This window comes from Kribbella sp. ALI-6-A (assembly GCF_001984195.1).
In the GTDB taxonomy this organism is placed as follows: domain Bacteria; phylum Actinomycetota; class Actinomycetes; order Propionibacteriales; family Kribbellaceae; genus Kribbella.
The window spans coordinates 1,075,409-1,093,416 of record NZ_MTQN01000011.1; the positions used below are offsets into that span (position 1 = coordinate 1,075,409).

Consider the following 18,008-nt stretch of genomic DNA (forward strand, 5'->3'; position numbering starts at 1 on the left):
CCGGGACGAGGGTCTCGTCGCGTCGTACGGACTACTTCAGCTGCCGGGCGAGCAGGCCGCTGTTGAAGACCTCACGGGCCGCGGCCTGGGTGGCCGCGGACGAGTCGAGCCTGGTCGTGCCCACGGTGTGGAAGGTGCCCTCGTTCCAGTAGACCAAGGCCTTCACCTGCGGCATCTTGCGCAGGCCGTCCTGCACCGTGCGCAGGACGTCGGCCTTGCTCATGCCGAGCATGGTCTGCTCGTCGATGCCCCATTCGCCCAGCATGATCGGCTTGCCCGGGTGCTTGGTGGTCGCCCAGGTGTAGAAGCCCGGCCAGCCGGGGTTGGTGTAGGTGTCCTTGCGGTTGACGCCGGTGGTGAACGGGCCCCACCAGTTCGCGTCGTCGCCGAAGATGTACGGGTCCTCCGCGATCCAGTCGACCACGTCGTCACCGGGGTAGAGGTCCTCGAACCAGGGCTGCGAGCCCCAGTGCGGAGTCCCCATGTAGTTCATCACGTAGACGGCGTTGGTCACGCCGTTGGCCCGCATCCGCTGGACCACGTGCCGGTACATCGCCCGGTAGTCCTTGGCGGTGTAGCCCGAACCGGCGGCCGGCTTGACCTCTTCCTCGGGCTCGTGGTGGATCCCGAGGAAGAACTTCTCCGGGAACGTCGACTTGAGGTACTGCGCCTCGGCGTCGATCGCCTTGTCCACCTCGGGGTCACCGGCGGCGACCTGGGCCCAGGTACGGCCCATCTCCGGCTTCCAGTTCAGCAGCAGCATCCGCTTCTTGCCGGGTTCGCGGGCCCGCTTGATCATCTCGGCCGTCGGGAACAGCTTCGGGCTCGAGTTGTAGTAGTGCGCGATGTCCACGGTCCGGTTGACCGTGTTCTCGAACGCCGACAGTGCCTGGTCCCAGGTCTCGGAGCCCAGCGGGTTCGCCGCCGCACCGAACCAGGCGCCGCAGGAGGGCACCAGCAGCGCGGACACCGTGCAGCCCGGCGCGCTGGTGGGCGTCGTGGTCGGCGTGGTGGTCGGCGCAGTGGTGGTCGGCGTCGCCGTCGGCCGCGTGGTCGTCGGAGTGGCCGTCGGCTGGGTGGTGGTCGGCGTCGCGGTCGGCGCGGTGGTGGGCGGCCTGGTGGCCGTCACCGTCGGGCTGGCCGTCGGCGCGGTGGTGGTCGGCGTACCGGTCGGGGCGGTCGGTTGCGGACCACCCGTTCCTTCCCGGACGTAGCTGATCTCCAGCTTCGTCTGGGTCGCGCCGGACTGCAGGGAGCCGAAGACCGCGCCACCACGGCCGGCCGACTGGGTGAGCGCCAGATCGAGGGCGCCCGCCTTCGTCACCCCCGCCGAGATGTCGACGCGCAGTTCGCGCGACGTACCGTCGTCGGCGGCGGCGGCGATCGGTGCACCCGGCTTCGGCGCGGTGGCGGCGGTGACCGCCTCGGTCCAGCCGCCCGGGGCGGCGGACACGTGGATCGTGCTCGGCTTGCTACTGGTCAGCCGGGTCAGGACCAGGGTGGCCTTGCGGTCGTAGCCGTCGGCAACGGCCGGGACGGCGTACCGGAGGAAGCTGGTCGCCTCGTTCTGCTTGACGACGAGCCGCGTCGACCAGCCGTGGCGCTGGGTCGGGGACTTGGTGGACACGTAGGCGTCCGCGGTCGCGGTGACGGTCACCGGGGCGGGTACCGGCTCGTCGGAGCCGAGCGCCGCGACGCCGAGGCCGCCGGTGGTGAGAAGGAGCGCGCCCGCCGCCACGATCGGGATCACGGTCCTTCGGCCCGCCTTCACGGCAGGTTCGTTCAGTACGTCGGAGGGAACGGCAGCCCGATGTCGAGCGTGCCTACGGGAGGTTTCGTCCCGCATGGGGGGCAGTCCTTCCTGCACGCCTGTGAGGTTAGCTGTCGGGCTCGGGTCGGAAGTGTTACCCGGCCGCTCGCGCGGCTTCGCCCCAAGGACCGCCGGTCAGGCCGGCGTTCCGCGGAACCTGTGGTTCCCCCACTTCCGCCCTCTGCTGCTGGGTGGTAGGTAGGTCGCCGGCCCGGAGGGCGGAACTCGGCGTTGCGCGCCGGCGACAGTGGTCTTGCCTCGCACGTCCCCAGGCCGGGCCAGGCGCGGGTGAGCTTACGCAGGTCCGCGCGAAGACCTCAAGACGTCGCATCGGGGCCTTAACGTCACGTTCGGTAGCCGCCTCACGCAGCGTCACATCACAGACCGATAACGACCCGGATTGTCACCCGCTGTCGACCAGGGCCTGCTATCCGGACACCAGAGGCGACTATTCGCTCTGCCTCTCGGCCGGAGATCACCACGTTCTTTACGTCACACCGGCAGAGCGGACGCCGCTCAAACGCTTGTTTTCAAGGCGTCCGGAGGCGCCGCCGGGCGTGCTGGACCGCGAGTCCGTCGATGATGCGACCGGTGACGTCCACCGCCGCCATCAGCTGCAGACTGTCACGGTGGTTCTCCTCGGCCGACACGGTGTGCGCCGCCGGATCGGCCAGCACCGCCGACACCGCCGCCAGGAAGGTGGCCCGGTCCTCGCACAGCGTGACCAGGCCCATCGCCCCCATCCGCCGGGAGAACTCCTGCTGGTGCTGGTCGACGTGCTCGTTCAGCAGCGGGTCCCGCGGTACGACGACCGGCTTGCGGCCCTGCTTGCGGACCTCCAGCATCGTGGCCGGGCCGCCGTGCGTCACGACGGCCGTCGAGCGCCGCATCAGTGCCTGCAGCTCGTCGTACGCGACGATGCCGACGCCCTGGGCCCGGCGGGGTGCGGTCGTGGAGCCCAGCTGCACCAGCGCCGTCCGGGCCTCGTTGCCGGGGAGCTCGAGGAAGTCATCGACCCAGCCGACCAGCCGGTCGAACCGGTGGTGATCGGTGCCGAGGATGACCAGGACGTCCCACTCGTTCACAGCAACCTCCCGACGACGGCGGACCCGGAGTACAACTGCTGCTGCTCTTCCCACTGCACCAGCATCCGGCTGGTGAACGGCCGGCACAGCCGGGCGGTCAGCGTCGGGTGGTCGATCCGGTCGAACACCTCGATGTAGACGGTCGGGACACGCGACAGCTTGCCCAGCACGAAGAACGGCAGCGCCACGCCGGCACCGGTGGTGACGATCACGTCCGGCCGCTCGCGGCGCAGGACCCGCACGGCCAGCAACGTGTTACGCAGCAGGTTCTTCACGTTCCGTGTGGTCGGGTAGTAGGCGTACACCGCCCGCTGACCGGCCAGCAGCGACTTGCCGTCCTCGGTCGGGAACGTCACCCAGCAGACGTCCCGCTGCGACCACCACGGCCGCAGCGTCATCAGCTGCGCCAGGTGGCCGCCGCTGGAACACACCATCAGGACCCGGATCGACGGCGCCAGCGCCTCGTCGACCGGCCGGGGCTCGGTGGTCGTCATCGTGCCTCGTTGACCATGCCGGCGCCGACGGTCCGGTTGGTCGCCTCGTCGATCAGGACGAACCCGCCGGTGTACCGGTTGCGCTTGTACTCGTCGCACAGCAACGGCTGGGTGGTTCGCAGCCTGACCCGGCCGATGTCGTTCAGGCCCAGGTACTCCGCGCCGAGGTCGCGGTGCAGCGAGTTGACGTCCAGCCGGTACTGCAGGTCCTTCACCATCGCCCGCGAGGTCCGGGTGGTGTGCTTGATCGCGAACTTCTGCCCCGGCCGCAGCGGCGCGTCGTCCATCCAGCAGACCATCGCGTCGATGTCCTGGCTGACCGACGGCGCGTTGTTGACCCGGCAGATCATGTCGCCCCGGGAGATGTCGATCTCGTCGGTCAGCCGGATCGTCACCGACATCGACGCGAACGCCTCCTCGACCTCGCCGTCCGCGGTCTCGATCGAGCGGATCGTCGAGGTGAAGCCCGAGGGCAGCACCATCACCTCGTCACCGGCCCGCAGCACTCCCCCGGCCACCTGCCCGGCGTACCCGCGGTAGTCGCGGTACTGGTCGGACTGCGGCCGGATCACGTACTGGACGGGGAACCGGACGTCGATCAGGTTGCGATCGCTCGCGACGTGCACGTTCTCCAGGTGGTGCAGCAGGCTCGGGCCCTCGTACCACGGCATCGCGGTGGAGCGGGTGACGATGTTGTCGCCGAGCAGCGCCGACACCGGTACGACGGTGAGGTCGCCGATGTCCAGCTTCGCGGCGAACTCGGTGAACTCCGCGCGGATCGTTTCGAACACGTCCTCGGAGTAGCCGACCAGGTCCATCTTGTTCACGCACAGCATCAGGTGCGGCACGTGCAGCAGCGTCGACAGGAACGCGTGCCGGCGGCTCTGCTCCAGCAGGCCCTTGCGGGCGTCCACCAGGATCAGCGCCAGGTCGGCCGTCGACGCGCCGGTCACCATGTTGCGGGTGTACTGGATGTGGCCGGGGGTGTCGGCGACGATGAACTTGCGCCGCGGCGTCGCGAAGTACCGGTAGGCGACATCGATCGTGATGCCCTGTTCCCGCTCGGCCCGCAGGCCGTCGGTGAGCAGCGCGAGGTTGACGTAGTCGTCGCCGCGGTCCCGGCTGGCCCGCTCGACCGACTCGATCTGGTCGGTGAACACCGACTTGGTGTCGTACAGCAGCCGGCCGATCAGCGTGCTCTTGCCGTCGTCGACGGATCCGGCCGTCGCCAGTCTGAGGATGTCCACGTCAGAAGTACCCTTCCCGCTTGCGGTCTTCCATCGCGGCCTCACTGAACTTGTCGTCGCCGCGGGTGGCGCCGCGCTCGGTGATCCGGGTGCCGGCCACCTCGGCGACGACCTTCTCGACGGTGTCCGCGTCCGAGCGCACCGCGGCGGTCAGCGACGCGTCGCCGACCGTGCGGTAGCGAACCGTCGCGGTGAAGGTCGGCTCGCTCGGCCGCGGCACACAGAACTCGTTGACGGCGAACAGCATCCCGTTGCGCTCGAACACCGTGCGCTCGTGCGCGTAGTAGATCGACGGCAGCTCGAGCCGCTCCTGGGCGATGTAGTGCCAGATGTCCAGCTCGGTCCAGTTCGACAGCGGGAACACCCGGATGCTCTCGCCGAGATGGACCCGGCTGTTGTACAGGTTCCACAGCTCGGGCCGCTGGTTCTTCGGGTCCCACTGGCCGAACTCGTCGCGGAACGAGAAGATCCGTTCCTTGGCCCGGGCCTTGTCCTCGTCGCGGCGAGCGCCACCGAACACCGCGGTGAACTGGTGCTTGTCCAGCGCCTCCAGCAGCACCGGCGTCTGGATCCGGTTCCGCGTCCCGTCCGGCGGCGCCTGCACGAACCCGCGGTTCAGCGCGTCCGGAACACTTGCCACCAGCAACTGAAGGTCCAGCTCCGCGGCCCGGCGGTCGCGAAAGGCCAGTACCTCGGGGAAGTTGTGGCCGGTGTCGACGTGCAGCACCGGGAACGGGATCCGCGCCGGGTGGAACGCCTTCTGCGCCAGCCGGAGCATCACGATCGAGTCCTTGCCGCCGGAGAACAGCAGCACCGGCCGCTCGAACTCCGCCGCCACCTCACGGAAGATGTGCACGGCCTCGGACTCGAGGGCCTCGAGCTGGGTCAGCTGGTACCGGCGGGTCATCGGCCCGGCTCCGGATCCGGGCCGAGGTGCGGCGCGATCGCGGCGAGCAGCTCGTCGGCGACCTCCGGCCGGCAGACCACCAGGTCCGGCAGCTTCGGGTCGGGCTGGTTGTAGCGCAGTGGCGAACCGTCGATCCGGCTGCAGAACAGCCCGGCGGCCCGCGCCACCGCGACCGGGGCGGCCGAGTCCCACTCGTACTGCCCACCGGCGTGCACGTAGGCGTCCACCTCGCCCCGCAGGACGGCGGTCGCCTTCACGCCGGCCGATCCCATCGCGACCAGCTCGGCGTCCAGGTCGACGGCGAGCTTCTCGACCAGGGCCGGCGGCCGGCTCCGGCTCACCGCGATCCGCAACCGGCCACCGTCCCGCGGCACCAGCGGTGCGGGGTCATCGGTGCCGTGGACAACGTTCATCGCGGGCAGCGCGACGGCGCCGGCGGTGAGCTGACCGCGTTCCCACAAGGCGACGTGCACCGCCCAGTCGCGGCGCGGCGGCTCGCCGTACTCGCGGGTGCCGTCGAGCGGGTCGATGATCCAGACCCGATCGGCGGACAACCGCTGCGCGGTGTCGGCCGACTCCTCACTCAGTACGGCGTCAGCCGGCCGGTGATCGCGCAGGCCGCGGATCAGCAGCTCGTTCGCCGATCGGTCGCCCTCCGCGCCGAGCGCGCGGCCCGCCCCCCGGGCCGCGCGCAGCGTGAGCAGCAGCCGTCCCGCGTCCGTCGCGAGTTCCGCGGCCAACCGGCCGTCTTCGGTCGCCATCCGTTCCCCCTCCATCGAAATGTCCCCCCGGCGACAGCTGTCGCCACCGAACGCCCGTCCCCCGACGGCCGTCGGCTCAATACGCGCCAGAGCCCTTCAGCACCGCGCGAGCGGTCTTCCACAAGATCAGCAGGTCCAGCGTCATCGACCAGTTGTCGACGTAGCGCAGGTCGAGCAGCACCGACTCGTCCCAGGACAGGTCGCTGCGGCCACTGACCTGCCACAGCCCGGTCAGTCCCGGTTTCACCAGCATCCGGCGGGTGTCGTCGGCGGCGTACAAGGCGACCTCACGCTCCAGCGGAGGCCGCGGCCCGACCAGCGACATGTCGCCACGCAGGACGTTGAGCAGCTGCGGCAGCTCGTCGAGCGAGTACCGCCTGAGCACCTTGCCCACCCGGGTCACCCGCGGATCGGAGCGCAGCTTGAACAGCACCCGGTTGCCGTCGCTGCCGCCGGTCAGCTCGACCAGCCGGTCCTCGGCGTCGACCGTCATCGTGCGGAACTTGAACATGGTGAACGCGACGTTGCCCCGGCCGACCCGGCGCTGCTTGAACAGCGCCGGTCCCTGGCTGGTCAGCCGGACGGCCAGCGCGATCCCGAGCAGCAGCGGCAGCGCGAGCACCAGCAGGATCAACGCGGTGACCCGATCGAAGATGCTCTTCAGCAGGTGCGGCCCGGCGCTGGACGACGGACGTTCCAGGTGCAGCAGCGACAGACCCGCGACCGGGCGGATCGAGATCCGCGGTCCGGCCACCTCGATGATGCCGGGCGACACGATCAGCTCGACCCCGCGCTGTTCCAGCGCCCACGACAGCCGGCGCAGCGACTGGCCGGCCAGGTCGGGATCGGACGCGATCGCGACCACGTCGACCGCGTGCCGGTCCACCGCGGCCATGATGTCGGCCTCGTCCAGGCCGTCGGGCGGTACCGGAACGCCGGACCGCGACTCACCGCGCGGCCGGCAGGTCGCCACCACGCGGTACCCGTCCGCGGGCCGCTCCTCGAGGCGTTCGCGCAGCGTCGCGGCCTGGCCGTTGCGGCCGACCACGAGGACGCGGCGCATGCAGCGGCCGCGGTAGCGATGGCGGCTGAGATCGCGGCGCAGCAGGTAGCGCAGCAGCAGCGCCAGCACCATCGTCGCCGGGATCGCCAGGACCACGAAACCCCGCGCGATCTCGCTCTTGGTCGCGTACGACACGACCGCGACCACCGCGGTCAGCCCGAGGCCGGACCGCAGGATCGAGCGGAACTCGTCCGCGCCGGCGCCGAACGAACGCGACTCGTAGCCGCGCGACAACGCGACCGCGGCCACCCAGGCCAGCGGCAGCAGACTGCCGAAGACCAGGTAACCGCCACCGATCTGGTACCCGAACCGGGTCAGCAACGCCACCGACGCGCCGATCACGGCCGCCAGCAGGTCACCACCGATCGCGGCCCAGTGGTAGACCGCGACCCAGGGCGGCCGCGTGGCCCAGGTCGAGCGTGGCACGACCGCCGGCACCGTGTCCGGAACGACCCACACCGGCCGGCGCCGATCGGGCACGTCCGCGATGAGTGGTCCTGGAACTGGTGTGGCTTCTTCCCCCGCGACGGCATTATCCGTCACCCTCCGTCACCCCCCGGTGAACACCGCCCCGTTCCCCCCGGGTGCGGTTTGCCGCATGTTCGCCGCCTGGTCGGCAGCGGTTCAGCTGAGCGTACTACGCGTGACCGCTCCCGAACAGCACATCCGGGCAGTGATCGACGGTTCCTTCAGCACCACTGTGTGTGCCCGGATCCACACAGCAGAAGGGCCGATCCGTTCGGATCGGCCCTCTCCACTCGATGCTCGTACCCGGCGACGGCCCGTCAGCAGGGGCATCCCGGACCGTCGCCGCCGACGGTCAACCGGCGATCAGGCCGTCGCCGCTGATCAGTTCACGCATCTCGGCCAGCGTGCTGTCGCCCGGCGGCAGGATCGCGTCGGAGTCGTGCAGCTCGTTGTCCGGCACCCGCTCGCCGTTGCGGACGAACTCCAGCAGCGCGGTGAAGGCGGTCTTGAAACCGTCCTCGTCGCCGGCCGAGACGGCCTTCTCCAGGTCCGTGTCGACCGCGTTCAGCTGCTCCAGCTTGTCGTCGGCCAGCCTCCACTGACCCTCACCCATGATCCGAACGATCATCGAACGTCTCCGTCCTGGGGGCGGGCCGGCTGCTGCACCGGCTGCTGGGCAGGCTGAGCGGGCTGCGCCGCACCGGGCGCGTCCTGGGACAGCTGCTTGGGCGCCTCGGAGCCACCGATCTGGGCCTTCAGGGCGGCCAGCTCGTTCTCGACGTCGGAGTTCGACGACATCCGCTCCAGCTCGAGGGTGATGTTGTCCTTGCTCGTGCCCGAGGCGTCGTCGAGCGCGCCGGAGGCGAGCAGTTCGTCGATCGCGCCGGCCCGGGCCTGCATCTGCTGGGTCTTGTCCTCGGCGCGCTGCACCGCCAGACCGACGTCGCTCATCTCCTCGGAGATGCCGGAGAAGGCCTCGTTGATCCGGGTCTGCGCCTCGGCCGCGGTGTAGGTGGCCTTGATCGTCTCCTTGCGGGTCCGGAACGACTCGACCTTGGCCTGCAGCCGCTGGGAGGCCAGCGTGAGCTTCTCCTCCTCGCCCTGGAGCTGGGCGTGCTGCGCGGTCAGGTCGTCGATCTGGCCCTGCAGACCGGACTTGCGGGTCAGCGCCTCCCGGGCGAGGTCCTCACGGCCCATCGAGAGCGCCTTCTGGGCCTGCTCCTGCAGCTTGGCCGACTGGGCCTGCAGCTGCGAGGCCTGCAGCTCCACCCGCTTGCGGCTGGTGGCGACGTCGGCCACACCACGGCGTACCTTCTGCAGCAGCTCGAGCTGCTTCTGGTACGAGTAGTCAAGGGTTTCGCGAGGATCTTCGGCCTTGTCCAGGGCTGTGTTCGCCTTGGCCTTGAAGATCGTCGACATCCTCTTGAAGATGCTCATCGATATCCGTACCCCTTCTGTGCCGGAGAGTGGACCCGGCGTGCGTGTCATCCACCCTATGTCCCCATGGGTCACCACACCATCAGGACCGGCCCCGATAAACTGGCCCGATCCTCCGGGGACCACCCCGAGTGACCAGCCCGGTTTGACAGCGCAGCCCGAATGAGGTCCAGCTCCCGTGTTCCGTCGTAACAAGTCCGAGACACCGTCCGCGACATCCGCCGGGTCCGCCACCGAGCAGCCCCAGGGCAAGGTCGGGGGCAAAGGCCGCCCGACCCCGACCCGCAAGGAGGCCGAGCAGGCGCGCAAGGCGGCGCTGAAGAAGCCGCGCACCCGCAAGGAGGCCGCGGCGTACCGGCGGGAGAAGATGCGCGCCGAGCGGGCCAAGATGCAGGAGGCGATGAAGACCGGCGACGACCGGTACCTGCCGGCCGCCGACAAGGGTCCGGTCCGCCGGTTCGCCCGCGACTACGTCGACGCCCGCTGGTCGGTGATGGAGTTCGCGCTGCCGGTGCTGCTGGTCGTGTCGCTGATCGGCGTGGTCTTCTCCACGGCCTTTCCCTGGCTGGCCGGCCTGGTGAACCTGGTGTTCCTGGTGATGATCGCCTGCATCGCCGCCGACTGGTTCTTCCTGTCCAGCGGCCTCAAGCGCGCGATCGCCAAGAAGTTCCCGAGCGAGTCCACCCGGGGCATCGGCTTCTACGCGGTCCGCCGCACGATGCAGATGCGCCGCTGGCGGCTGCCCAAGCCGATGGTGGCCCGCGGCGAGAAGCCCGCCTGACCGGTGCGACCGGTCCTGCGCGGGCCTGCCGTTCTGAGCACGCTGTACGGCGCCGCACTGCACAACCTGCTCGACGTCAACGTCACCGCCGCCGGATTCGTCCGGGCCGGCGGTGGCTACGACGATCCCTGGACCCGCGACGCGGCGATCAACTGCTGGCACGCTGCCAGCCTGCTCGCACCCGACGTGGCCCGCTCGACGCTGTTCGCGGTCTGCGAGCCGGACCGGCGGGTCGTCGCCCAGGACAACCAGTGGTGGGACCAGATCATCTGGGTGATCGGCGCCTGGCAGCACGTGGTGGTGACCGGCGACACCGCGTTCGGCGCCGCGGCGTACGAGATCGGCAAGGCGTCGCTGGAGATCCTCGACAAGGAGCGCTTCGACCCCACCACCGGCCTGTACGCCGGCCCCGCGCTGATGCAGGACGGCATCAGCGGCCTCCCGGTCGCCGAGGGCGAGTCGTCGTTCGTGCTCGACTACCCCGGCACGGCCGAGATCCGGTGCCTGTCGACCAACGCGGTCTACGTCCGGGCGCTGCGCTGCCTGGCCTTGCTGGGCGGCGATCCGTCGTACGACCGGCGGGCCGACGCGTTGACCGACGCGATCAACCGGCACCTCTGGGATTCCCGCAGCGGCACCTATGGGTACTTCCTCGGCCCGGACGGCCTGGACCTGCACCAGGAGACGGCCGGCTTGGCGCTGGCCGTCGAGTTCGGCATCGCCGGTCCCGAGCGGACCCGGCGGATCTTCGCGAACGCCCACCGCGAGCCCTTCGGCATGGTCAATGTCTGGCCGCACTTCCCCCGGTACGACGACGAGCACCCCGGCCGGCACAACGCGATCTGCTGGCCGATGGTGATGGGCCTGTGGGGTTCTGCCGCCGCCTCGGCCGGCGACACCCGGCTCTTCGGCCAGACGCTCGACGACCTGACCCGGCTGTTCCACTCCAGCAACGACGAACTCTTCGAGCTCTACAACGCCACCACCGGCGCGGTCGACGGCGGCTGGCAGGTCAGCCGCCAGTGGGAGTCCCTCCCCCACCAGACCTGGTCGGCCACGGCGTACCTGCGGCTCATCCACGAGTGCCTGTTCGGCCTGCACTTCACCCCCGAGGGAATCGAGATCCGCCCGGTCGTCCCCGAAGGCCTGGGCGACCTCCAGCTGACCGGCCTCTCCTACCGCGAGGCCACGCTCGACATCACCCTCACCGGCTCCGGCACCTACGCCCACGTCACCCTGGACGGCGACCCGGTCATCTCGGTGCCCACCAGTCTGACCGGACGCCACACCCTGGCGATCGAGGTCAGTTGACGGACTGGCAGCAGGCCCGACGCCGTCCACGGTCAGGGCGTCGCCGGGCACGTGTCGGCGGGTGGACGTAGGGTTCGGGGTATGGACTTTCGGTATCTCGGAAACAGTGGACTGAAGGTCAGCGAGATCTCCTACGGGAACTGGCTGACCCACGGGTCGCAGGTGGAGAACGAGCAGGCGAAGGCCTGTGTGAAGGCGGCGCTCGAGGCCGGGATCACCACGTTCGACACCGCGGACGTGTACGCGAACACCGCCGCGGAGACCGTGCTCGGCGAGGCCCTGGAGGGACAGCGGCGCGAGTCGCTGGAGATCCTCACCAAGGTCTACTGGCCGACCGGGCCGGGCGGGCCGAACGACGTCGGCCTGTCCCGCAAGCACATCCACGAGTCGATCAACGGCTCGCTGAAGCGGCTCAAGACCGACTACGTCGACGTCTACCAGGCGCACCGGTTCGACACCGAGACGCCGCTGGAGGAGACGATGGAGGCCTTCGCCGACGTCGTCCGCCAGGGCAAGGCGCTCTACATCGGCACGTCGGAGTGGACCGCCGACCAGCTGCGCGAAGGCCACCGGCTGGCCCGTGAGCTGCGCGTCCCGCTGGTCTCCAACCAGCCGCAGTACAACATGCTCTGGCGCGTCATCGAGGCCGAGATCGTGCCCGCCTCGGAGGAGCTCGGCATCGGCCAGGTGGTGTTCTCCCCGATCGCGCAGGGCGTGCTGACCGGTAAGTACAAGCCGGGCCAGCAGCCGCCGGAGGGTTCGCGGGCGACCGACACCAAGGGCGGCGCGGACATGATCGGCCGCTGGCTGAAGGACGACGTGCTGGAGCGCGTCCAGGAGCTGCAGCCGATCGCCGACGAGGCCGGCCTGAGCCTGTCGCAGCTGGCGATCGCCTGGGTCCTGCAGAACCAGAACGTCTCGTCGGCCATCATCGGCGCCTCCCGGCCCGAGCAGGTCACCGAGAACGTGAAGGCGGCCGGCGTGAAGCTCGAGGACGCGCTGCTGAAGCGGATCGACGAGGCGCTCGGCAACGCGATCGAGCGCGACCCGGCCAAGACCGCGCAGAACGCGCCGCAGACCCGGCCCGGCTCGTGAGCTGGACTTGGCGGTTCGAGACCGCGACCGGTGAGCCGGCCGACCCGGGCGACCTGGGCACCGCGGACTTCTCCGCCCAGGGCGATGCGGAGAGCTGGCTCGGCGAGATCTGGCGCGACCTGGCCGACCAGGGCGTCGCCCAGGTCTACCTGCTCGAGGACGGCCGCGAGGTCTACGGCCCGATGAGCCTGGCCGCTCAGGAGTAAGTAGCCCCACGAGCCCGTACGGCGAACTGTGGCCTGCCGCACGTTCGCCGTACGGGCTCACGCATGCCTGGCGCGGCAGCGGTAAGCTGCGCCCGAACCACTGCTGTGCCGCAGGGAAGCCGGTCCGAAGCCGGCGCTGACCCGCAACCGTAGGCCGCGACCGGACTCCACCGGGCCGCGGCGAGCCGGAACACTGCGTCCGAGCAGCAGGCTCACCTATCCCGCCGAGGACCGCGGGAGGAGCCCGGCCCCGTGTTCCCGGCGTGGCGTCCCTCCTCTCGTCAGGCCCCGGCCCGAACGAGGACACGAGATGACAACACACCGGACCCTGCGACTGGTCCTCAGCCTGCTGGCGGGTCTCCTGCTGGCGGGGACCGTCAGCGTCAGCACCAGCCAAGCCGTCAGCGCGGCCCCGGCCGAGGACGGCTACCGCTTCTGGGGCTACTACCAGTGGACCAACGGCCAGTGGGCCTTCGCCCAGAAGGGCGCCGAGCAGGTGGTCCCGGCCGACGGCTCCGTCGAAGGCTGGCGGTACGCCCTCGGCGGAACCAAGCCGCGGGTCCCCCGGGCCGCCGGTGACTTCGCCGCGATCTGCGGCGCGACCCCGGCCGAGCCCGGCAAGAAGCGGGTCGCCCTCGTGGTCGACCCCGGCACGCCGGCCGACTCGCCGTCCGGCGCCACCCCGCCGCCGGCCACCGGGACCTGCGTGGTCACCGACCAGAAGGCGACCGGCGCCAAGGTGCTGGCCGCGACCGCGCCGGTGCGGATCGAGAAGGGCCTGGCCTGCGGCATCGACGGCTACCCGGCGACCGGCTGCGGCCAAGAGGTGAAGAACATCCAGGTCCCGGCCACCGACGAGCCGGTGAAGCTGGAGATCGCCCCGGCCGTCGGCTCGACCGCGACGCCTTCTGCCACCCCGACCGACGCCTCCCAGCCCGCCGCCGCGCAGTCGGACGACGGCGCGCCCTGGGGCGGCATCGTGCTCGCGGCGGTCGTCGTACTGCTGCTGGCCGGTGGTGGCTTCGTGCTGGCTCGCCGACGCGCGCAGAGCTGATCCGGTGCGCGCGGTCCACCACCTCACTCTCCCCCGGGCTCTGCACCCGGGGGCGTGGTGGTTGTGGGCCCTCGGCCTCGCCGTCGCCGCCAGCAGGACTCGCAACCCGGTGCTGCTGGTCCTGATCCTGGCGGTGGCCGGCTTCGTCGTGGCGGCTCGCCGCAGCGACGCCCCGTGGGCGAACAGCTATCTCGCCTTCCTCAAGCTCGGCCTGGTCGTGATCGGCGTCCGGATCGTCCTGCAGGCGCTGCTCTCCACGCGTTCGCAGGGCAACACGCTGCTGTTCACGCTGCCGCAGATTCCTCTGCCCGACTGGGCCAGCGGCGTGAAGCTGGGCGGCGAGGTGTCGGCCGAGGCCGTCGTCACCGCTCTGTACGACGGCGGCCAGCTCGCCGTCATGCTCTGCTGCATCGGCGCGGCCAACGCCCTCGCCAGTCCGCGCCGCCTGCTCAAGTCGTTGCCCGGGGCCCTCTACGAGATGGGCGTCGCCTGCGTGGTGGCGCTCACTTTCGCGCCGCAGCTGGTCACCGACGCCCGCCGGATCCGTGGCGCTCGCCGGCTGCGCGGCCGCACCCGCGGCTCCTTCCGTACGACGGCCATGCCGGTCCTGGAAGGCGCACTGGACCGCTCGGTCGAGCTCGCCGCGGCAATGGACTCCCGCGGCTACGGCCGTACGGCGCATGTCCCGCGCCGCCAGCGCCGGATCACCGGGGCGTCGGTCCTGCTCGGTCTGCTCGGCATCATGCTCGGCGTCTACTCGCTGCTCACCGATGCGATGGCCTTCCCGGTTGCAGCCGGAGCACTGGCTTTCGGCGTACTGCTGGCGACCGGTGCGATGGCTGTCGGGCGTCAGCGGGTGACCCGCACGCGCTACCGGCCGGATCCGTGGGCCCTGCCCGAGTGGCTGGTCATCGGCTCCGGTGCGGTCGCCGCAGCCACTCTGATCGTCGCGGCTGCCCGCGGCGTCGAGGGGCTGGTGCTACCGGGCCCGCTGGTCGTGCCGCCGGTCCCGCTGCTGCCGGTGCTCGGCATCCTGATCGGTCTGGCGCCTGCGGTCGCTGCTCCTCCCCTGATCCGTCGACGTGAGCTGGTGCCCGCATGATCGAGTTCAATCGCGTCACCGTCACGTACGACGGTGCTGCCGAGCCGGCGCTGCGCGACGTCAGCTTCACCGTGCCCGAAGGTGAGCTGGCGCTGGTGGTCGGCCGGACCGGTTCCGGCAAGTCCACGCTGCTCCGGGCGATCAACGGGCTGGTCCCGCACTTCACCGGCGGCACGCTGGCCGGCCGGGTCCTGGTGAACGGCCGCGACACCAAGGACTACCGCCCGCGCGACCTGGCGGACGTGGTCGGCATCGTCGGGCAGGACCCGATGGCCGGGTTCGTCACCGACACGGTCGAGGACGAGCTGGCGTACAGCATGGAGTCGCTCGGCGTCCCTCCGGACGTCATGCGCCGCCGCGTCGAGGAGACGCTCGACCTGCTCGGGCTGGCCGACGTACGGGACCGGCCGCTGACCGCGCTGTCCGGCGGGCAGCGACAGCGGACGGCCATCGGGGCCGCGCTGACCTCGCACCCGGCTGTGCTCGTACTGGACGAGCCGACGTCCGCGCTGGACCCGCAGGCCGCCGAGGAGGTGCTGGCCGCGCTGCAGCGACTCGTACACGACCTGGGCGTCACTGTGGTGATGGCGGAGCACCGGCTCGAGCGAGTCATCCAGTACGCCGACCGGGTGATCGAGATCTCGGGTGCGGTGTCGACTGGTCTGCCGGCCGACCTGATGGTCACCGCGCCGGTCGCGCCGCCGGTGGTGGAGCTCGGACGACTCGCCGGCTGGTCGCCGTTGCCGCTGTCGGTCCGGGACGCCCGCCGTGCGGCCGGCGTACTGCGGGAACGGCTGGGTGATCACCGGCCTGCCCCGCGGGTGGCCGTGATCGGCGAAGAGCTTGCCCGGTGCAACGACCTGGTCGTCAGCTACGGGAGCGTGCCTGCGCTGCGCGGCGTGTCAGTGGCGCTCCGAGCGGGTGAGGTGGTCGCGCTGATGGGCCGCAACGGCGCGGGCAAGTCCACGCTGCTCAACGCCCTGGTGGGACTCGTCCAGCCGCGCTCCGGCAGTGTCGTCGCGGCGGGGATCGACCCACGGCGTACGAAGCCCAAGCAGTTGATCAAGGCGGTCGGACTGGTTCCGCAGGAGCCTGCCGACCTGCTCTACGCGCCGACTGTGGCCGAGGAGTGTGCTGGGGCTGACAGCGACTTCCACGTGACGCCTGGCCGCTGCCGCGCCCTGCTGGAGCGGCTGGCGCCGGACATCGACGACGAGATGCACCCGCGCGACCTGTCGGAGGGACAGCGGCTGTGCTTGGCGCTGGCCGTCGTACTGTGTGGTGCTCCCCCGCTGTTGCTGCTGGACGAGCCGACCCGCGGGCTGGACTACGGCGCGAAGAGGCGGCTGGTCGAGATCCTGCGCGAGCTTGCGGCGGACGGCCACGCGGTCGTCCTGTCGACCCACGACGTCGAGATGGTGGCGGAGGTCGCGACCCGGGTGCTGGTGCTGGCCGACGGCGAACTGGTCAGCGACGGCGACACCGCCACGGTGATCGCCGGGTCGCCGGCGTTCGCGCCGCAGGTGGCCAAAATCCTGGCGCCGCTGCCGTTCCTGACCGTGGGCGAAGTCGCCACCGCGCTCGAGCGGGCGTCGTGACCGCACCGCGGCTGGTCCGGCTCAAACCCCGCAGTACGGCGACGCTGGTGCTGGCGTCGGCCGTCGGGCTGCTGGCGTTCTCCTGGCCGCTGATCTGGCAGACCGACCAGGCCGGGGCGTCGGCGATCGGGCACACCACCGACGCGCCCTGGCTGTTCGTCCTGCTGCTGCCGCTGCTGGTCGCCGTCGTCCTCGCCGAACTGGCCGAGGCCGGCATCGACGCGAAGGTGATCTCCCTGCTCGGCATGCTCGCCGCGGTCGGGGCCGCCCTGCGCGCCCTCGGCCCCGGTACGGCGGGACTGGAACCGGGCTTCTTCCTCCTGATCCTGGCCGGGCGGGCCTTCGGCGCCGGCTTCGGCTTCGTCCTGGGCGCGATCTCGCTGCTGGCGGGCGCGCTGATCAGCGGCGGCGTCGGGCCGTGGATGCCGTTCCAGATGCTCGCCTGTGCGTGGGTCGGCTGCTTGGCCGGGCTGCTGCCGCGGGTCGGCGGGCGGCTCGAGGTGCTGCTGCTCGCGGCGTACTCGCTGGTCGCCGGGATCCTGTACGGCGTGGTGATGAACCTGTGGTTCTGGCCGTTCGCCACCTTCGGCAGCGACTTCTCGTTCATCCCCGGCGACGCGCTGGCCGACAACCTGCACCGGTACTTCCTGTTCGTCGTGGCGACCTCGCTGGGGTGGGACATCCCGCGCGGGGTGCTGTGCGCCGTACTGGTGCTGGCGCTCGGTCGTCCGGTCCTCAAGGCCTTCCGCCGGACCGCGCGGAAGGCCGCGTTCGACGTACCGGTGAGCTTCGAGCGGAGGCATGATGGCTGAACTGGTCACCGGCGAAGGCGGCGCCGTCGTCGATGGCGTCCTGCGCTTGAGCGCCGACGGCTTCACTCCGGTCAACGGGTACCGCGTCACCACGACTCGCACGCCCACCGGCATCCGGTACGACGTACTGACGCCGGCCGGTGACCAGCTCTCGTGGACCGCATCCGGTGCCGGCGGCTCGCATCATCAGCTTGCCTTCGCTCGCCGGACCCTCATCCTCGGCGGCGCGCGCTCCGGCAAGTCCACCGAGGCCGAGCGCCTGATGGCCGACATCCCGGACACTCTTTACGTCGCGACCGGTGGTGACGGCTCGACGGATCCCGAGTGGGCCGACCGGATCGCCAAGCACCGCGCCCGGCGGCCCGCTTCATGGGGTCTCGCGGAGACGATCGACTTGGTCCCGCTGCTCGAGGCCGACGGCCCGGCGCTGCTGGTGGACTGTCTGACGCTCTGGCTCGCCCGGACGATGGACGCCTGCGACATCTGGGAGCATCCCGAGAACGTCGACGAGGTCGAGCAGCGGATCGAGGACCTCGCGGCCGCGTGGTCCGCGACCCCTCGCCGAGTCATTGCCGTCAGCAACGAGGTCGGCTCGGGCGTGGTTCCCGCCGACGCCGGCACCCGGCTGTTCCGCGACCTGATGGGCCGCCTCAACGCCACGATCTCCCGCCACTCCGACACGGTCCTGTGGTGCGTCGCGGGAAGAACCGTCGCGCTGTGAGTGCGCGGGACGCGGGGACGATGAGGGTGCGAGACGCCGGGACGAGGCCTGGTGCC

Annotated in this window: 18 protein-coding genes and 1 riboswitch; of the genes, 9 read left to right on the top strand and 9 right to left on the bottom strand. The window is 70.8% G+C overall.

Annotation, left to right across the window (positions count from 1 at the left end; translation table 11 throughout):
- Positions 1-31 precede the first annotated feature (31 nt).
- From BWI15_RS39745 to BWI15_RS25595, 9 genes are all read right to left on the bottom strand, one after another.
- Positions 32-1,750: a CBM96 family carbohydrate-binding protein gene (locus tag BWI15_RS39745; RefSeq protein WP_193432188.1), complete on the bottom strand. Its 1,719-nt coding sequence runs from the start codon at positions 1,748-1,750 to the stop codon at positions 32-34.
- A gap of 102 nt (positions 1,751-1,852) precedes the next feature.
- Positions 1,853-2,014: riboswitch (cyclic di-AMP (ydaO/yuaA leader) on the bottom strand.
- Positions 2,015-2,340: 326 nt separating this feature from the next.
- Positions 2,341-2,895 (bottom strand): glycosyltransferase, encoded by a 555-nt coding sequence (locus BWI15_RS25560; protein WP_077016965.1) that lies wholly within the window; start codon positions 2,893-2,895, stop codon positions 2,341-2,343.
- Positions 2,892-3,389, bottom strand: a complete 498-nt coding sequence (pssD, locus tag BWI15_RS25565; protein ID WP_077016966.1) for a PssD/Cps14F family polysaccharide biosynthesis glycosyltransferase — start codon at positions 3,387-3,389, stop codon at positions 2,892-2,894. Before pssD ends, BWI15_RS25560 begins: the two co-directional genes overlap by 4 nt.
- A complete protein-coding gene (gene cysN / locus BWI15_RS25570; protein ID WP_202817744.1) occupies positions 3,386-4,630 on the bottom strand; it encodes a sulfate adenylyltransferase subunit CysN in 1,245 nt (414 codons plus the stop codon). The genes pssD and cysN overlap by 4 nt, the downstream gene beginning before the upstream one ends.
- Before the next feature lie 7 nt (positions 4,631-4,637).
- Positions 4,638-5,543 carry a sulfate adenylyltransferase subunit CysD gene (gene cysD / locus BWI15_RS25575; RefSeq protein WP_077016968.1) on the bottom strand — a complete coding sequence of 302 codons (906 nt, stop codon included), beginning with the start codon at positions 5,541-5,543 and terminating at the stop codon, positions 4,638-4,640.
- Positions 5,540-6,304, bottom strand: coding sequence for a 3'(2'),5'-bisphosphate nucleotidase CysQ (locus tag BWI15_RS25580; RefSeq protein ID WP_077016969.1), 765 nt, complete (start codon positions 6,302-6,304; stop codon positions 5,540-5,542). The genes cysD and BWI15_RS25580 overlap by 4 nt, the downstream gene beginning before the upstream one ends.
- A 76-nt stretch (positions 6,305-6,380) precedes the next feature.
- Positions 6,381-7,847 carry a sugar transferase gene (locus BWI15_RS25585; RefSeq protein WP_237771461.1) on the bottom strand — a complete coding sequence of 489 codons (1,467 nt, stop codon included), beginning with the start codon at positions 7,845-7,847 and terminating at the stop codon, positions 6,381-6,383.
- A gap of 340 nt (positions 7,848-8,187) precedes the next feature.
- Positions 8,188-8,463: a PspA-associated protein PspAA gene (gene pspAA / locus BWI15_RS25590; RefSeq protein WP_077016971.1), complete on the bottom strand. Its 276-nt coding sequence runs from the start codon at positions 8,461-8,463 to the stop codon at positions 8,188-8,190.
- Positions 8,460-9,272 carry a PspA/IM30 family protein gene (locus tag BWI15_RS25595; RefSeq protein ID WP_077016972.1) on the bottom strand — a complete coding sequence of 271 codons (813 nt, stop codon included), beginning with the start codon at positions 9,270-9,272 and terminating at the stop codon, positions 8,460-8,462. The genes pspAA and BWI15_RS25595 overlap by 4 nt, the downstream gene beginning before the upstream one ends.
- A gap of 178 nt (positions 9,273-9,450) precedes the next feature.
- Here BWI15_RS25595 and BWI15_RS25600 point away from each other — a divergent pair, with 178 nt between their 5' ends.
- From BWI15_RS25600 to BWI15_RS25640, 9 genes are all read left to right on the top strand, one after another.
- Entirely contained in the window at positions 9,451-10,053 is a 603-nt protein-coding gene (locus BWI15_RS25600) for a DUF3043 domain-containing protein (RefSeq protein ID WP_077016973.1), read from the top strand.
- A 3-nt stretch (positions 10,054-10,056) separates the two neighbouring features.
- Positions 10,057-11,364: an MGH1-like glycoside hydrolase domain-containing protein gene (locus BWI15_RS25605; protein ID WP_077016974.1), complete on the top strand. Its 1,308-nt coding sequence runs from the start codon at positions 10,057-10,059 to the stop codon at positions 11,362-11,364.
- A gap of 81 nt (positions 11,365-11,445) precedes the next feature.
- Positions 11,446-12,459: an aldo/keto reductase family protein gene (locus BWI15_RS25610; protein ID WP_077016975.1), complete on the top strand. Its 1,014-nt coding sequence runs from the start codon at positions 11,446-11,448 to the stop codon at positions 12,457-12,459.
- The gene (locus BWI15_RS25615; RefSeq protein WP_077016976.1) at positions 12,456-12,665 is read left to right on the top strand and encodes a hypothetical protein; all 210 of its coding nucleotides are present in this window, start codon (positions 12,456-12,458) and stop codon (positions 12,663-12,665) included. Before BWI15_RS25610 ends, BWI15_RS25615 begins: the two co-directional genes overlap by 4 nt.
- A gap of 310 nt (positions 12,666-12,975) precedes the next feature.
- Positions 12,976-13,719 (top strand): SCO2322 family protein, encoded by a 744-nt coding sequence (locus BWI15_RS25620; protein WP_077016977.1) that lies wholly within the window; start codon positions 12,976-12,978, stop codon positions 13,717-13,719.
- 4 nt (positions 13,720-13,723) lie between these two features.
- A complete protein-coding gene (locus tag BWI15_RS25625; protein ID WP_077016978.1) occupies positions 13,724-14,821 on the top strand; it encodes an energy-coupling factor transporter transmembrane component T in 1,098 nt (365 codons plus the stop codon).
- Positions 14,818-16,419, top strand: coding sequence for an ABC transporter ATP-binding protein (locus tag BWI15_RS25630; protein ID WP_077016979.1), 1,602 nt, complete (start codon positions 14,818-14,820; stop codon positions 16,417-16,419). The genes BWI15_RS25625 and BWI15_RS25630 overlap by 4 nt, the downstream gene beginning before the upstream one ends.
- Positions 16,416-17,231, top strand: a complete 816-nt coding sequence (locus BWI15_RS25635; protein WP_077016980.1) for an ECF transporter S component — start codon at positions 16,416-16,418, stop codon at positions 17,229-17,231. Before BWI15_RS25630 ends, BWI15_RS25635 begins: the two co-directional genes overlap by 4 nt.
- On the top strand, positions 17,224-17,952 hold the full coding sequence (locus BWI15_RS25640) for a bifunctional adenosylcobinamide kinase/adenosylcobinamide-phosphate guanylyltransferase (RefSeq protein WP_077016981.1): 729 nt from the start codon (positions 17,224-17,226) through the stop codon (positions 17,950-17,952). The genes BWI15_RS25635 and BWI15_RS25640 overlap by 8 nt, the downstream gene beginning before the upstream one ends.
- Positions 17,953-18,008 lie beyond the last annotated feature (56 nt).

Bases quoted from the DNA above. Each gene is read 5' to 3' on its own strand.
- pssD (WP_077016966.1), bottom strand. From the start codon at position 3,389: ATGACGACCACCGAGCCCCGGCCGGTCGACGAGGCGCTGGCGCCGTCG.
- cysD (WP_077016968.1), bottom strand. From the start codon at position 5,543: ATGACCCGCCGGTACCAGCTGACCCAGCTCGAGGCCCTCGAGTCCGAG.
- BWI15_RS25580 (WP_077016969.1), bottom strand. From the start codon at position 6,304: ATGGCGACCGAAGACGGCCGGTTGGCCGCGGAACTCGCGACGGACGCG.
- pspAA (WP_077016971.1), bottom strand. From the start codon at position 8,463: ATGATCGTTCGGATCATGGGTGAGGGTCAGTGGAGGCTGGCCGACGAC.
- BWI15_RS25595 (WP_077016972.1), bottom strand. From the start codon at position 9,272: ATGAGCATCTTCAAGAGGATGTCGACGATCTTCAAGGCCAAGGCGAAC.
- BWI15_RS25610 (WP_077016975.1), top strand. From the start codon at position 11,446: ATGGACTTTCGGTATCTCGGAAACAGTGGACTGAAGGTCAGCGAGATC.
- BWI15_RS25620 (WP_077016977.1), top strand. From the start codon at position 12,976: ATGACAACACACCGGACCCTGCGACTGGTCCTCAGCCTGCTGGCGGGT.
- BWI15_RS25630 (WP_077016979.1), top strand. From the start codon at position 14,818: ATGATCGAGTTCAATCGCGTCACCGTCACGTACGACGGTGCTGCCGAG.
- BWI15_RS25640 (WP_077016981.1), top strand. From the start codon at position 17,224: ATGGCTGAACTGGTCACCGGCGAAGGCGGCGCCGTCGTCGATGGCGTC.